Consider the following 15733-nt stretch of genomic DNA (forward strand, 5'->3'; position numbering starts at 1 on the left):
TATGAATTAGTGATACATAAAAAAGCCGCTATTAAAGCGGCTTAGTAAAATAGTAACCAGCACATATTATGCTGGTTTTATTAAGCTGCAAGTGTCGCTTTAAGTCGCGTTAGTGTGTCAGGTTCAACTGAACCGTCACTGAGCGCTAATAACTGTTTTAAATAATAGTTTAAATCAGCATGATCGCCACGATGTTTGTCATCTAGCATGGCTACTTGTTCTGCCATTCTAAGTGACTTATCGGTTGAACTTACGTTCGCTAGTATTTCCATGCGAGTAATAAGTTGCTCTTTACTTAATGTTGTTTTAAGCGGTGCTTGATACTGACTTGGTAACGCTTCATTGTTTTCAAGTGCAGTAATTAATGCATCTAAATTAGCTTGCTCAGATTTACTTGTAAGCAATGCAAGTTTATCTTCAATAGCAGCTAGTAGCTTAGTAACCTTTGGCGCTAACGATCTAAATTGCGTGTACCCTTTCACTTTTGTTTCTAGGTCGTGCAACTGCGCTCTTTGATTAACATCACTAAGTGCTGCTTCAAGCTCAGCAAGTTCTGCAATTGCTTGTTTATCTGACTCGTTTTGCTCGAGTTTTTGCTGCTCAAACTCACTACTACGCTTAGTAAATGTTTCATCGTTATACTGACGAAACTTTTGCCATAACGCATTTTCAGCTTTTAAACCAGCAAAGCCAATGGTTTGCCATTGCTGCTGCATTTGCTTCAACTCTTGGCAAGCAGCGGCTAAATCATCGCTTTGTGATAATTGCTGCGCTTTTTCTACTAGTTCATTTTTAAGTGCTGCATTACTTTTATGAAATGCGTTTAATAAAGCCAGTACTTGTTGTTGCTCATTTTTATAACGATCGTTTAGTGTACGGTATGTTTTAGGGTCAACTTTACCCACACTGCGCCACGCTTTATTTAAACGATTGTATTGGCTTTCATATTGCTTCCAATCAAAGTCATCCTCAGCAGTAGGCTGCAAATGGAGCGCATGCATGTCGTTAATAATACTTTCACGTTGTGCTTTTGAGGCCTCGCGTTGTACTTCTTGCTCTGCGAAGTAACTACGGCAAGGCGCAAATAACAACTCGATTTGTTCATCAAACTGCACACCTTGTTGCTTTTCTTCATCTGTATCTAAACGACCTAACTCATTCCAGCGTTTACGTAGCGCTTTTACTTGCTCTGCGCGTTGTTGTGGATCTGTACACTCTTCGCTTACTAATGCACTTACTTCTTCTAATAAAGCTTTACGCTTTGGTGCTGCAGCGTATTTTTGCCAATCTTTCGCATCTGCAAGTTGCGCTTCAAGGTCTGCTTTTATGTTCACAAGTGGCTGCTGGTATTGCTCAGTAAGTGTATCAAATAACTCTTCAAAGCCTTTAAACACGCCAAAAGCAACATTAAAACGACCTTCCTCAATTAGGCGCTTAACATCACGAGCTTTGCGCTTTGCTTGGCTTTGGTTTTTTTCAAGTGGCTTAACTAGCTCATTCATTGGTGCTAAAAATTGCTTTTTATGCCCATTTAACTGTGTTTTAAAGGTACTTTGCAGTGCGCCATCTAAAATATTCAAATGATTACGCGCTGCTTTAAAGCCATTATTAAATTCAGTTAGAGTTGCATCGTATTGTGCTAAATCTTCTGCTGGCTTAATTTCGCATAATGCTGCAAAAGCGAGTTTGTACTCTTTAATAGCCGTTGTTAGCTCGGGTAATTTAGCAACTTGAGTAAATAGTTTTTCTAACTTGCTTACAGCGAGTTTTGATTGTGCATTATTAGCAAGTTCTGTTTCGCTAATAGCTTGCTTAGCTTGCGCTACTTTTGCATCAAGCCAATCTTGTTGAATTTGCTCTGGAGTTTCAAGACCAAGCTGTAAGGCATTTTCAATTTCTTCACCCAAAGCTTCAAGTGTTGCAAGTGCTAATAATTGACGCTGTTGTTGCGCTAATTGCTGCTGCTCTTTGTCATGTACTGCTTTTAGCTGTTCAATGTGTACATCTAACTTAGTGGTAATCGAAGTGTATTTTTCATCAAGAAGCTTTACACGCTCATCACTTAACCATTTAAGCTCAAGTGCTTGCCACTGGGCCATTAATTCGCCGGCTTGTGAATTTACAACACCAAAGTCTGTTTTTTCACGTAAAGCATTTAACTTAGCTAAAATAACACGTGTTGCACTTTCAACCTGAAGTGGCATTTCAATTGCTAAACGCTCATTTTCAATATGCGTTTCAAGTGCTGTTTTTGCATCACCTTTGGCATGTTTTACTAATGGCTTAATTAGTTGATGGGTAATAACAAGTTCAACTAACTGAGTTTGTAGCTCTTCGCCACCTTCTTTAAATGCTTTTTCTACTAATTTTGGATTTGCTAAACGTTTTAATAATTTAACGCGTACTTGCAGTTCTTTTTCTGCAAATGCTAACTTTTCGAGTGTTTTAACAGGTGCAAAACGCTCTATGTATTCACTTTTGATTTGCGCTGTTAGTGTACTTTCGCTATTTAAAACAGCATTAGATATTTGCAGCTCTGCTATATCTTTTAATGCTTGATCTTGTTTATACGCTTTCCACCATAGCGGCAAATTATTTACCTTTTGCAGCGCTTTACGGCGAATTTCAGCTGAGCTATCTTCAAGTGCTAACGTGTTTAATATGGTTGCATCACGTTCAATGTCTAATTTTTCGATAGCATCAAGACGTACTTGTTGCTTTGGGTGTTTCCACTTAGGTGTAAAAAGGTGCTTAAAGATCATGTTCACTAAACCTAGCTATTTCGTTGTCTGATTTGAATTCTTTTTGTAGTTGAGCTTTTGTCTTTTGGATCATTTCACCATTAGCACCAATCGTAAATTGCTCGTTTGATTGAGCCACCTTTGCTTGATACAACATAACCAACTGCACTGTTTGTTGCTTTTGTTCATCTGATAAAACGGTACCATCTGGCCACTTGCCAGTAGAAGCACCGTATTGTAAGCGTTCGAATAATTCGGGAGTAATATTTTGTACAAGATTGTCAATATTCATGTCATTTTTTCTTTTTTAGAGTCACTAAAATAATACGATTTATAAGGTACCAGATACAGCCTATGCCTATTGCGGCAGTGTAAGCATACCACTGAAGTGTTTCTTCTTGCGGTTGTAAAAAGTACAAACAGAAAAAACCACCTAAAAATAAGATAAGCGCCAAAAAGGAGTGATTTATAAACATCTGCTTTTTTTTAATTCGCTGTTCGCGCTGAAGCTGTAAAACTTGCTCGTCGTTTAGCTCTGCAATGTTGCTTTCGCAATGAGGACATTGCTTATGTTTATCTGAAATTGATTTTGCACATTTTGGGCAACGAATAATCGCCATACTTCTCTCCATACTACGCATAAAAAAAGCGCCTTTCGGCGCCTTTATTGTACTTGTTTTATTTCTCGTTGTCTTTTTTGAATTCAAACCAACAACTGATTTAGGGGCTATAATTTTATAAGTTGCCCACTAAGTTTAGTTACTCAGCGTCTTTAGACTGTTTTTCTAGACGCTTTTCCCAAAACGAGGCGTTTTTAATCCCTAATTTAACTGGGTCAAATGTGATTTTTCCGCCTTTTTTCTTCTGATCCTCATAATCGCTCAAACATAACAAAGCAGGCTTAGCTACAAAGAAAATAGCTAAAATACCCAATATGTTAATCCAAGCCATTAAGCCAACGCCAATATCTCCAATAGTCCAAATATAACCTGAATTATTAACCATACCGTATGCAACCATAAACATAATCACAAATTTCACAAGGACAAGCGGGATATTGCCTTTAAAGTAACGATTTAAGTAAGCAATGTTTGTCTCTGCAATAAAGTAATAAGCAAGTATTGTGGTAAAGGCAAAGAAGAATAATGCAATACCGACAAATGCTTGTCCGAAGCTGCCAAATACACTAAATAAAGCCATTTGAGTAAAGGCTGCTGATCCTACTTCAGTCGCTGCATCGACATTTTGTACAATAAATTGCCCTGCTGGTAGTTCACCCACAATGTTGTATTGCTGCGTTATTAAAATCATTAATGCTGTTGCAGTACATACAAAAAGAGTATCAACATAAACAGAAAAAGCTTGTACTAACCCCTGTTGAGCTGGGTGATCAACTTCTGCTGCAGCTGCTGCATGAGGCCCAGTACCTTGGCCAGCTTCATTAGAATATATACCACGTTTAACGCCCCAACCAATAGCGGCACCAAAACCTGCCTGCGCAGTAAATGCATCATTAATAATTAAATAAAATATATCGCCCACTTTATCTAAATTTAAAAATACCACGATTAGTGCGAGTACGATGTAACCCAGTGCCATAAATGGCACTACTATTTGCGTAAAGTTCGCAATACGTTTTATACCGCCAAAAATAATAAACGCTAAAACAATAAGGATGATTGCTAAAGCGACTAATTTAAAGCTACCTACATCACCAAAGCTAGTAGAAACCATGTTGCCATTGCCAAACACTTGGGTAAACGCATTACCTACCGCATTTGCTTGTACACCAGGTAGAAAAACACCACAGGCAATAATTGCCGAAACAGCAAATAAAACAGCTAGCCATTTTTGCCCTAAACAACGGTCAAAATAATACGCTGGGCCACCACGATATTGCCCGTTTTCTTCTGTTTTATAAATTTGGCCTAAAGTAGACTCTGCGAATGCGGTACTTGCGCCTAAAAAAGCAACAACCCACATCCAAAAAATTGCGCCTGGCCCGCCAAAACCAATAGCCGCTGCAACACCTGCGATATTACCAACACCTACTCGTCCAGATAACGAGACTGCAAGGGCTTGAAAAGATGAAATACCTTTATCAGACGTGTTAGGGCTAAATAATAACTTACACATTTCTTTAAAATGTCTAACTTGAGCAAATCGAGTTAATACTGAATAAAACAAGCCTGCGCCTAGGCATAAATAGATGAGTGCATTACTCCAAACAACATCATTAACAGCACTTACAAAAGCTTCCATGGATATCCTCTATAGTTATATTTATTATTTTTAATTACGAGACTCTGCTTTAGCTACTTCGCTACATAAGCTTTACGAAATAAGGTTTTACCTCTCCCGTCCCGACTCATGATTTAATTAATCTTAACTTAAGTAACCTAACTTTGTTAACACTTAATTTTCAAAATATATAATTACACACTTGGCGAAAGGCACTACATCCGTAGTATTTAAATGAAAGTAGATTGATTTGTACCGATACGGTGATGATACGCAGCGAAGAAGCGTTGAAAACGTTTTAAGAATAAAGCTGCTACATGATTATTTTTTTATACAAAGGGTTTTATTAAAAGCAAAAAGGGTATCAAAACTATTGATACCCATTTAGATAAGCGTTTTATCTTAAATCATCAACAACATTAACAATAGCCGCTAATGTATCTTGACCAAATTGATACGAACGACGATCTGACCAGCCATAATCTGGATCAGGTAAATCGTTGTTGTCTTTAAATGGCATTTCAATTGTGTACGTTAATGCTTTGAATTCTTCAGCCGTAGCTGATGAACCTACCGTAAGGTTAGCTTGACCTGGCTCATCTTTTGGATAGCCATGCTCATCTTGAAACTCTGGTGTAATAGTTAAAAGCGCAGCTTTAAAGCTATCTTCTAAGCCTTTTAAGCGTTCATCGTAACTTGGAATACCTTCACTGCCTGCCACAAAGTTATATGGGATAGCTTCATCGCCGTGTATGTCTAGGTGCATATCTAAGCCAGCTTCGCGCATTTTATTAAGCACTAAGTAAACCTCAGGGCTATTTTCCATGCTTGGTGTTTGCCATTCACGGTTTAAGTTAACACCTTTAGCGTTAGTACGAAGATGTCCGCGTGCGCTGCCGTCTGGATTCATATTTGGCACAACGTAAAATACTGCTTTTGATAAGAGCGCAGCTGCATGTGGGTCTTCGTCATCAAGAAGTTTGTGCAGTAGACCTTCAACATACCACTGCGCCATTGTTTCACCTGGGTGTTGACGTGCTGTGATCCAAATGGTTTTCTTGTCTTCACTTGGCTCACCAATTTTAAGCACATTCATATCGCGGCCATCGAGTGTTTCACCAAGCGTTATTAATTGGCAAGCGCCTTGGCTTTGTGCCCAAGATAATAAATCTAAATGGCGGTCGTAACTGTATGGCGCAAAGTAAGCAAAATATACGCTGCCGCACTCTGGTTCAATTTCAAAGCTTAATGTGCCATTTTCATAGCTTGATGGTACACGAAACCATGTTTGGCGGTCATATGATGCAACGGCTTGATACCCTTCCCAACCATCTGGGTAAGCTGATTTATCAAGCTCATTAATATTTAACTTATGCAATTGGTAAGGTGTTGTTTCAAGACGAAAGTGAAACCACTGATAAAATTCAGACTGGTGATCTTTATTAATTTCTAATTGAATATTTAAAGGATCGGTGGCTTCAATAACTTTGATATTACCACTGTCGAAATTGCTGCTGATTTTCATGAAAAAACCTTTAGGTTGAATAAGTTTATCTGCTTATTAATTCACAGAACTGACATTATTTTATAAATAGTAAAACGAATGTGCATTTTCTTAATTAAAGCCTATCACAAGGCATACGCTTTAAAAATAATACACGACCAAAAAAGCCAGCAACATGCTGGCTTTTAAGTCACTGCAAATAAATTAGCGAGGTAAGCTTGGGAATGACACTTCGGCCATATCGCGCATACAACGTACTACTTGGCAGCTGTAACCAAACTCATTGTCGTACCATACATATAAAACAATACGGTTATCTTCAACAATTGTTGCTTGTGAATCAACAACACCTGCGTAACGGCTACCTACTAAATCGGTAGATACAATTTCCGTTGATGCAGTGTAATCAATTTGATCACGTAAGTCTGAATGAAGTGCTGTATCGCGTAAAAATGCGTTTAGCTCTTCAACTGATGTGCTTGTTGCTAAGTTAAGATTTAAAATAGCTAGCGACACATTAGGTGTAGGTACGCGGATTGCGTTACCTGTTAACTTGCCTTCAAGCTCTGGTAATGCTTTTGAAACCGCTTTTGCAGCACCTGTTTCAGTAATTACCATATTAAGTGCTGCGGCACGGCCACGGCGCTCTGCTTTGTGGTAGTTATCAATAAGGTTTTGATCGTTCGTGTACGAGTGTACAGTTTCAACATGGCCATTATTGATACCAAACTTATCGTTTAATGCTTTAAGCGTTGGTGTAATTGCATTAGTTGTACAGCTTGCTGCACAAACAATTTTATCTTCAGGTAATATATCTTTGTTATTAACACCATATACGATGTTTTTGATATTGCCTTTTGCAGGAGCTGTTAATAATACTTTTGCAGCTCCCTTACACTCTAGATGCTGGCCAAGGCCCGCTTCGTCTTTCCAAATACCTGTGTTATCAACAATTAATGCATTGTCGATACCGTATTGAGTGTAATCAATTTCGCTAGGAGAGTTAGCGTAAATAACTTGAATGTAGCTACCGTTAGCTTTAATTGCATTGCGTTCTTTATCAATCGTGATTGAGCCATTGAATGGACCGTGAATTGAATCACGACGCAGTAAGCTTGCACGCTTTTCAAGATCCCCATCTTTACCACCACGCACAACAATAGCGCGCAAACGTAAATCTGAATATGGACCTGATTTTTCAATTAATAAACGCGCTAATAAACGACCGATACGACCAAAACCATACAATACTACATCGCGTGGCTCTTTCGCTGGTGAGTCTGTTATTTCTGCAAGTTCATCTTTTACAAACTCTTCTACTGAACGACCTTTTGCGGCTTCAGTGAACAAATAACTATATGCAAGCTTACCAATATCAATACGTGCTGAGTTTAATTCCATTTTGCTGATAGCTTCTAAAAATGGGAAGCTTTCGCGCAAACGTAATTTAGTGCCTTCAAACTGAGCAACGGTTTTGTGAGATTTGATAATATCGATAGTACTGGCATTTACGAGAGGACGGCCATATACAGCTATTTCGATACCACGATTACGGTAAAGCTTACCAATAATTGGTTGCATGCTTTCTGCGTAATCTTGGCGCTCTTGCCAACTATTTGTGTATTCTAACTCGTGAGATGAGGTCATTTTATTTACCTAAGTTTATCATTTTGAACGGATAGCCTTTAAAAATGCACTATATTTTGAGAGTAATGCACTTCAGGCAGGGCTATTCTAATTTAAACTGAAGTTATTCTCTACTGTTAGGCGTTAAATGATTGCGTTAGAATAACAAAGTAAATATTCATTTGGGGTTAAGGGATGCTTAAAAAAGCAAGTGTACTATTGGGTTTGCTAACATTGGCTGGGTGTGAAGAACCGTTAACACTCGCACAAGTGTGCAAAGAAACACCTGGCTTTTGTAGCGACTTAAACAAAGACAGCCACTGTAAAGATGAGCGTTCTGATGTAATTATCAAACGCTACATAGAATACAAAGACCCTTCTGATAAAAATAAATACCAATTACTCAAGGACTTTGAATCTTATAACCAATGCATAACTTTGGCCGCTAAAATTGAACATATTAAGTTAAAAGCTAAAAAAACGTCACGTATTGATGGTCAGTTAACGAGCATTAAAGAAATGACTCGATTATATCAAGATACCCAAAATACAAACCACCCAGGTTTGCTCTACTACCAATGGTCACGAAATAACAACCAAAGTGCGTTGACTAAATTATTGGCTATAGAAAATGATAAAAGTGTAACGCAAAGTGCCGAAATGCAATTTTTTTTAGCATCGTACTATATTAAATTTGATGATGAAAAAACTATTGATTTACTTTATAAAACTCTAGAGCTCAATAAAAAAGACAACATACCAAATCCTGAAGTGTATACATCACTTATTAGTCTTTTTTATAAACATGATAAGTTTAAGCACGCATATATATTTTCTAAAGTAGCGCAAATGTCGGGGATTGAAAATATTGATGTGTTTGAAATTGAGCAGAAATTAATCGCAAATGGTAAAAGCTTAGATAGCCTAGATGTACTTGCAGAGCAAACATTTCAGCAAATAATGGCAGGTGATTTTGTATCTCCTCGGGAGTTTTAATTTATAATCGCAAAAAGAACCTAATACCAATCTGCTTATTTATGGGGTCTATTTAACGTTAAGGAAATTACGCTAGAACTAGGCAAAAATTTTTGTATCTAGTTGTTCTAAATAAAAAATTTTAACGACGTTATAGTGCAATTTAATTCGTTAAATTGATCAAAGATTTATGCAGGTTGGTATAATTTAATAACTAGGTTATTCAGGCAAATAAAAAGGCAGCTTACGCTGCCTTTTTTTATTTTGCTTTGCTTGTGCCCACTTCTACGCGGGTTTTAAGCTTTTGACCTGGTCGAAAAGTCACCACGCGACGTGCCGAAATAGGAATATCTTCGCCTGTTTTCGGGTTACGGCCTGGTCTTTCTTTTTTGTCTCGAAGATCAAAGTTACCAAATCCAGAGAGCTTAACCTGCTCGCCTTTTTCTAGCGCTGAGCGGATTTCTTCAAAAAACGCTTCAACTAAATCTTTGGCATCTTTTTTATTGATCCCGAGCTTTTCAAATAGGTGTTCAGCTATGTCGGCTTTAGTAAGCGCCATATCTAGTCCCTCAACGATGCATTAAACTGTTCGGCCAATTCGGCCACCACGTTATCAACTACTAGATTGATATCTTTCTCTTCGAGTGTTCTATCAACCGCTTGCAGTGTTAGAGCAATCGCCAAACTCTTATCATTTGGCTCAATACCTTTGCCCTTATACACATCGAATAAGTTTAGGTCAACCAATTGATTTCCGCCAACTTTTTCGATCACGCTTAAAATGTCGCCAGATTTAACGCTGTCTGCCACTAAAATCGCGATGTCGCGGCGATTTGAAGGGAATTTAGACACCCCTTCTGCTTGCGGTAAATTTCTTTTTTCTATTGCTGACATTTCAATTTCAAAAACAAAAGTTGCGTTGTTGATATCTAACGACTTTTGAGCTTGAGGATGTAAAGCACCAAAAAAACCAACCTTTTTACCATCAACATATATTACTGCTGATTGACCAGGGTGAAGTCCATCTGACTGCTCGGCTTTAATTTCAAAGCGAGTAATGTCATTGGTAATTGCAAGTAAGGCTTCAACATCACCTTTTAAATCGTAAAAATCAACATTACGTTTTTCTTCAACCCAATGCTCGCCATTTACAAGGCCTGTTATAACACCGCCAATAACCGGTACTTGGTAAACACCGTTTTCTGCACTTTCGTCGCTTATAAATTTAAGACCATGTTCGAATAAACGAATACGAGGCTGTTGGCGATTTTGGTTATACGCTACAGACGCTAATAAACCCGGCATTAAACTTACACGCATTGCTGACATTTCAATTGAAATAGGATGCGGCAATACCATTGCTTTACACTCAGGGTGTAAAATAGCTTGTGCTTTAGGGTCTACAAAGCTGTATGTAATTGCTTCTTGGTAACCACGAGTCACTAACGTATTGCGGAACTTGCTAAGCGCAATAGTTGCTTCATTATGTGTCGTCATTTTAAGTTTTGCAGTTGGTGCAACATTTGGAATGCTGTTGTAACCGTAAACACGTGCTACTTCTTCAATTAAATCTTCTTCGATGCGAATATCAAAACGGTAGCTTGGTACGTCCGCACTCCAGCTTTCATTTTCTACTTTAACATCAAGACCTAAACGCGTAAGAATGTCTGTTACTTTAGCATCTTCAATATGATGCCCAATAACACGGTCTAAACGCGCACGACGAAGACGTACTTCAGTCACTTTCGGTAGTTTATCAGCCGCAACAGCTTCAACTACAGGGCCTGCTTGACCACCCACAATTTCAAGAAGAAGTGCTGTTGCACGTTCCATTGCATCGTGTTGTAGAGCAAAATCAACACCGCGTTCATAACGGTGTGAAGCATCAGTGTGTAAACCGTAGCTACGTGCTTGCCCTGCAATTGCTACAGGATTAAAAAATGCGCTTTCAAGTAATATATCAGATGTTTTATCTGTAACACCTGATTGCTCCCCACCAAAAATACCTGCAATTGCAAGTGCTTTATTATGATCGGCTATCACAAGTGTTGTGTCGTTTAATTTAGCGGTATTACCATCTAATAAAACAAGTTCTTCACCTGCGTTTGCACTACGAACTTTAATACCACCTTCAATCGCATTTAAATCAAACGCGTGCATTGGGTGACCAAGTTCAAGTAATACATAATTAGTAACATCAACTACTGGGTCGATTGAACGCACGCCACTGCGACGTAGCTTTTCAACCATCCAAAGCGGTGTTTCTGCATCAAGGTTAATGCCTTTTATCACACGGCCAAGGTAACGAGGACATGCATCTTCGTTAACTAGCTCAATTGATACTTTGTCATCAATTGTTGGCGTAACCGCTGGGATATCTAATACATTTACGTCAATGCTATTTAAAACACCTACTTCACGAGCAAGGCCTTTTATACCTAAGCAGTCACCACGGTTTGGTGTTAAATCAACATCAATAATATTGTCATCAAGACCTAGGTAGTCACGTAAATCAGTGCCTACTGGTGCATCGCTTGGCAATTCCATAATGCCGTCGCCTTCTTCGCTAATACCTAGCTCAACAAAAGCACATAGCATTCCGTTTGAAGGTTGGCCGCGTAGTTTGGCTTTTTTAATTTTAAAGTCACCAGGAAGTACAGCGCCCACAGTTGCAACAGCAACTTTAATACCTAAACGACAATTTGGTGCACCACACACGATATCAAGTAGCTCATCGCCACCTACGTTAATTTTGGTAACACGCAGTTTATCTGCATCAGGGTGTTGACCACATTCAACAACTTCACCAACAACTACGCCATTAAATTTGGCAGCAGCAGGCTCAACACCATCAACTTCTAGACCAGCCATTGAAAGCTGTTCCGAAAGAGCTTGCGTATCAATAGCAGGATTAACCCACTCTCTTAACCACTTTTCACTAAATTTCATTTTATTGTTTCACTCTTAACGGAACTGGTTCAGGAATTTTAAGTCATTTTCGAAAAATGCACGCAAATCGTTTACGCCATAGCGCAACATTGTTAAACGCTCTACACCCATGCCAAAGGCAAAGCCGGTGTATTTTTCTGGGTCAATACCCACAGACTTAAGTACATTTGGATGTACCATGCCGCAGCCTAGTACTTCTAACCACTTACCGTCTTTCCCCATAACATCTACTTCAGCTGAAGGTTCTGTAAACGGGAAGAATGAAGGACGGAAACGAATTTCCATATCTTCTTCAAAGAAGTTACGTAAAAAATCATGCAAAATACCTTTCAACTCAGTAAAGCTAACATCGGTATCAACCATTAAACCTTCAACCTGGTGGAACATTGGTGTATGTGTTTGGTCGTAATCATTACGGTATACACGTCCAGGTGAAATAATGCGCAGTGGTGGCTGCTCAGTTTCCATAGTACGAATTTGCACGCCACTGGTTTGTGTGCGTAGTACTAATTTAGGATTGAAATAAAAGGTATCGTGATCAGCACGTGCTGGATGATGCTCAGGGATATTTAGCGCATCAAAGTTATGAAAATCGTCTTCGATTTCTGGACCAGATTTAACTTCAAAACCTAACTCACCAAAAAAGCTTTCTATACGCTCAATAGTGCGCGTAACTGGGTGTAAACCGCCGGTAGGCATAACACGCCCTGGTAGAGTTACATCTATAGTTTCAGCAGCTAGCTTTTCTTCAAGTGCTTTACTTGCAAGCAATTCACGCTTTTCGTTAATAGCAACTTGCACATCTTGTTTAGCTTGGTTTATAACTTGGCCTGCTTCTTTACGTTCTTCAGGTGCTATTTTACCTAACGTTTTAAGTAAGCTAGTGATTTCGCCTTTTTTACCAAGGTAATTAACCCTGATATCTTCTAACTGCGCTATTTCACTGGCACTGGCTACCGCCTCAAGTGCTTGCGCTAATATGTTTTCTAAGTTCATTCGATACCTGATCTTTCACAGAAGGTGATTGCTTAAGAGCGTGTTGGCCTTTCAAGATTGCTTTTCAACTGTGTGGTTGGCTATTAAATAAGGTTAAGCATTGGGCTGTAGTTTCCTACATAAGTCATGCAATAACCCTAAATAAAGACCAAACGCATGTTGTTCGAAGTGTTTATCTTGTGGCTACTCTCTTTGTTGTTCGGGTATTGCATATAAAAACTATGCTAATGTCCTCACGACGCGATTAAAGCACCCTTAAGTTAAACAAATTCCAATCAGGAAAGGTAAACACGCTCTGATAATAGCTTATGATAACTGAAAGCAGGGTCTAGATTCTAGACCTACTACAGCTTTAACGTTGATTTTATAAAAGGAATAGTTAATTTTCGCTGTGCAGCCATAGATGCATGATCTAATTTGTCGAGTACATCTAATAAAGCTCGCATATCACGGCTTAAACGGGTTAATAAAAAGCGTGCACACTCATCACTTAATTCAAGGCCGCGCATGTGAGCGCGCTTAACAAGTGCTTGTGCTTTATCGTCATCACTCATAGAACGAATTTGAAAGGTTGTTCCCCACGTTAAACGAGACTCTAAATCAGGCAGAGATATATTGAGCATGCTAGGAAGTAAATCAGCAGTTACTACTAACATTTTGCCGGGTTCGTTAAACCGGTTAAAAAAGTTAAATAGTGCTTTTTCCCACGCATCATTCCCTGCAACTAAATGCACGTCATCAATACATAGAACATCAAGCGCTTCTAAACCGTCTAATACCATAGGTCCAAAGTCAATTACTTCGCGCATAGACAGTAGCATATTAGATAAGCCACGCTCTTGTGCTTTTATGCAGGTTGCATATAAAAGATGAGACTTGCCCGAATCACCTAAACCACATAGGTATGTATACTGAAACGTTTTTGCTAATTTGGAAAAGCTATCTTTTAGGTGATTAACCTCCAATGAGTCTTCTCCCCCAAAATACGATGCAAATGTTTCGTCATCCGGTAAAGTAACCGGTAGTGCCATTTGCATCGGCTCAGACATTAGCATTATGGTGTTACCCATTGATACTCTAAGCTATTTTTATCAACAACATGATAAAATGCGCGTGGATCCTCATAATCTTTAAATGAAGAGTCTAGCCCTAACCCTTTTTTAAGATCACTCAAGTTACCAGTATGGTTTAGTTTAAATTCAACAAATTCCGGTGTTTTACGAACAATTTTGACTTGCGTAACAACACTCAGGCTCAATAATCTTCGTTTCGCTAATTCTATATCAACAAAACTTTGTGTACCCTTTAACGTGAGCGTAGCAGTTGCTTGTTCATAATAAGCATTTGGATCAATTGCATACTCGCTTGCAAGGCCTCGCGCTAAGGTGTCAATCATCTGGCTCACTATTTGCTGTTTATCACCCGTTAATCGATTTGAATCAAATTGATCATCATTAGTAAAACGCCAATCTAAAATCCAATTTTCGCTATCTGCTTCTTTATACATTCTAGCTGTAATACTTCGCTCAGCGCTGTAGCGTCTAGAGGCCTCTTCTACTGGTTCTGAAAAGTTACCCCACACCTCAGGAATACCTACTAGACGTCGATCTTGTAAATCAAGTAATGGAACAACGACAGGTAAACCACGACGCCCTGCTTTGTCATAAATTAACTGCTCTAACTGCGGGTAACTTTCTTGTGTTACCAATTCTCTGCGCCAATTGTCTTCAATACCTAACCATATTGCGACTAATGGACGTTGTACTCCCCATAAAGGTAAGTTTAACTCTTTGATTAGCGCGTTGATCTTTCGAGCTTCAAATTTAACAACGAGTTTCAATTGTCCATTTGCTCTCTCGTCATATTCAAACTTAAGCATATAATCAGAAATATCTTTAGTACGTTGCTGTGCTAATTTATTTTGATCTGCAGTTTCATCACCGCTTACTTTCACTAAAACATTAAGCAAAGCTTTACGGCTCGCAGCTAATCGAGTATCTCGTGTTTTGTCATCCACTTTTAAAATATCTTGATATAGATCAGTTACTTCAACTGCCGACACAGAAAAACAAAATAAAATGGATATGGCGCTAATTAATAATCTATACACAGGCTGTTAGTTCTTGGTTTTAAACTGATTTGATCCTAAATCAAAGACAGTAACAAAGCAAAATTAAATTTGTTATCTAAGGAAATGAGAGTAATTAGCTTTTATAGAAAGTAAAAAAGATTAAATTAACGTCCGGAGTCACTGCGCTCGCCCGACCTACGAGATGGGCATTGCTGTAGGTATATATTAATTGCGCATATTTCATTTTTCTACAGACGTAAAAAAAGCCCGACTATTTTTACTCGGGCTCTCTACAATTTGTAGCCTGCGCGCTACGCAGTAGAATGTCGTAATGCCCACAACTGTGGAGAGCCACAGTGAAATGCTACACTATCTTTGTGTCGCGATATGAGTGGGTGTTAATTGCGCGCATTTTACTTTTATGCAGACGTAAAAAAGCCCGACTATTTCTAGTCGGGCTCTCTACAATTTGAAGTCGGTGCGCTACGCAGTAGGATGTCGTAGTGCCCACAGCGGTGGAGAGCCACAGTGAAATGCTACACTATCTTTGTGTCGCGATATGAGTATATGTTAATTGCGCACATTTTACTTTTATGCAGACGTAAAAAAGCCCGACTATTTCTAGTCGGG

Annotated in this window: 12 protein-coding genes; 1 reads left to right on the forward strand and 11 read right to left on the reverse strand. The window is 38.8% G+C overall.

Features of this window, described 5'->3' with window-relative positions:
• Positions 1-80 precede the first annotated feature (80 nt).
• From GQR53_RS05295 to GQR53_RS05320, 6 genes are all read right to left on the reverse strand, one after another.
• Positions 81-2762, reverse strand: a complete 2682-nt coding sequence (locus GQR53_RS05295) for a DUF349 domain-containing protein (protein WP_165743085.1) — start codon at positions 2760-2762, stop codon at positions 81-83.
• Complete coding sequence (locus GQR53_RS05300; RefSeq protein WP_007378333.1) at positions 2752-3033, reverse strand: DUF1315 family protein; 282 nt, start codon at positions 3031-3033, stop codon at positions 2752-2754. The genes GQR53_RS05295 and GQR53_RS05300 overlap by 11 nt, the downstream gene beginning before the upstream one ends.
• Before the next feature lies 1 nt (position 3034).
• On the reverse strand, positions 3035-3361 hold the full coding sequence (locus GQR53_RS05305) for a hypothetical protein (protein ID WP_002960680.1): 327 nt from the start codon (positions 3359-3361) through the stop codon (positions 3035-3037).
• Between the two features lie 139 nt (positions 3362-3500).
• Positions 3501-5003: an alanine/glycine:cation symporter family protein gene (locus GQR53_RS05310; RefSeq protein ID WP_165743086.1), complete on the reverse strand. Its 1503-nt coding sequence runs from the start codon at positions 5001-5003 to the stop codon at positions 3501-3503.
• A gap of 376 nt (positions 5004-5379) precedes the next feature.
• A complete protein-coding gene (locus tag GQR53_RS05315) occupies positions 5380-6507 on the reverse strand; it encodes a M14-type cytosolic carboxypeptidase (RefSeq protein WP_165743087.1) in 1128 nt (375 codons plus the stop codon).
• A 183-nt stretch (positions 6508-6690) separates the two neighbouring features.
• Positions 6691-8133 carry a glyceraldehyde-3-phosphate dehydrogenase gene (locus GQR53_RS05320; RefSeq protein WP_002960684.1) on the reverse strand — a complete coding sequence of 481 codons (1443 nt, stop codon included), beginning with the start codon at positions 8131-8133 and terminating at the stop codon, positions 6691-6693.
• Between the two features lie 174 nt (positions 8134-8307).
• Here GQR53_RS05320 and GQR53_RS05325 point away from each other — a divergent pair, with 174 nt between their 5' ends.
• The gene (locus tag GQR53_RS05325) at positions 8308-9108 is read left to right on the forward strand and encodes a DUF2989 domain-containing protein (RefSeq protein WP_165743088.1); all 801 of its coding nucleotides are present in this window, start codon (positions 8308-8310) and stop codon (positions 9106-9108) included.
• Positions 9109-9346: 238 nt separating this feature from the next.
• On the opposite strand, the gene ihfA is transcribed toward GQR53_RS05325, so the two are convergent.
• The 5 genes from ihfA to GQR53_RS05350 form a co-directional block, all read right to left on the reverse strand.
• Positions 9347-9646 (reverse strand): integration host factor subunit alpha, encoded by a 300-nt coding sequence (gene ihfA / locus GQR53_RS05330; protein ID WP_002960690.1) that lies wholly within the window; start codon positions 9644-9646, stop codon positions 9347-9349.
• Positions 9647-9648: 2 nt separating this feature from the next.
• A complete protein-coding gene (pheT, locus tag GQR53_RS05335; protein WP_165743089.1) occupies positions 9649-12036 on the reverse strand; it encodes a phenylalanine--tRNA ligase subunit beta in 2388 nt (795 codons plus the stop codon).
• Positions 12037-12051: 15 nt separating this feature from the next.
• On the reverse strand, positions 12052-13032 hold the full coding sequence (gene pheS / locus GQR53_RS05340; RefSeq protein ID WP_039486289.1) for a phenylalanine--tRNA ligase subunit alpha: 981 nt from the start codon (positions 13030-13032) through the stop codon (positions 12052-12054).
• A gap of 344 nt (positions 13033-13376) precedes the next feature.
• A complete protein-coding gene (gene hda, locus GQR53_RS05345; RefSeq protein ID WP_002960693.1) occupies positions 13377-14087 on the reverse strand; it encodes a DnaA regulatory inactivator Hda in 711 nt (236 codons plus the stop codon).
• Positions 14087-15142: a DUF2066 domain-containing protein gene (locus tag GQR53_RS05350; protein ID WP_024596168.1), complete on the reverse strand. Its 1056-nt coding sequence runs from the start codon at positions 15140-15142 to the stop codon at positions 14087-14089. Before GQR53_RS05350 ends, hda begins: the two co-directional genes overlap by 1 nt.
• Positions 15143-15733 lie beyond the last annotated feature (591 nt).

The organism is Pseudoalteromonas sp. Z9A6 (assembly GCF_011378805.1).
Taxonomy (GTDB): domain Bacteria; phylum Pseudomonadota; class Gammaproteobacteria; order Enterobacterales; family Alteromonadaceae; genus Pseudoalteromonas; species Pseudoalteromonas distincta.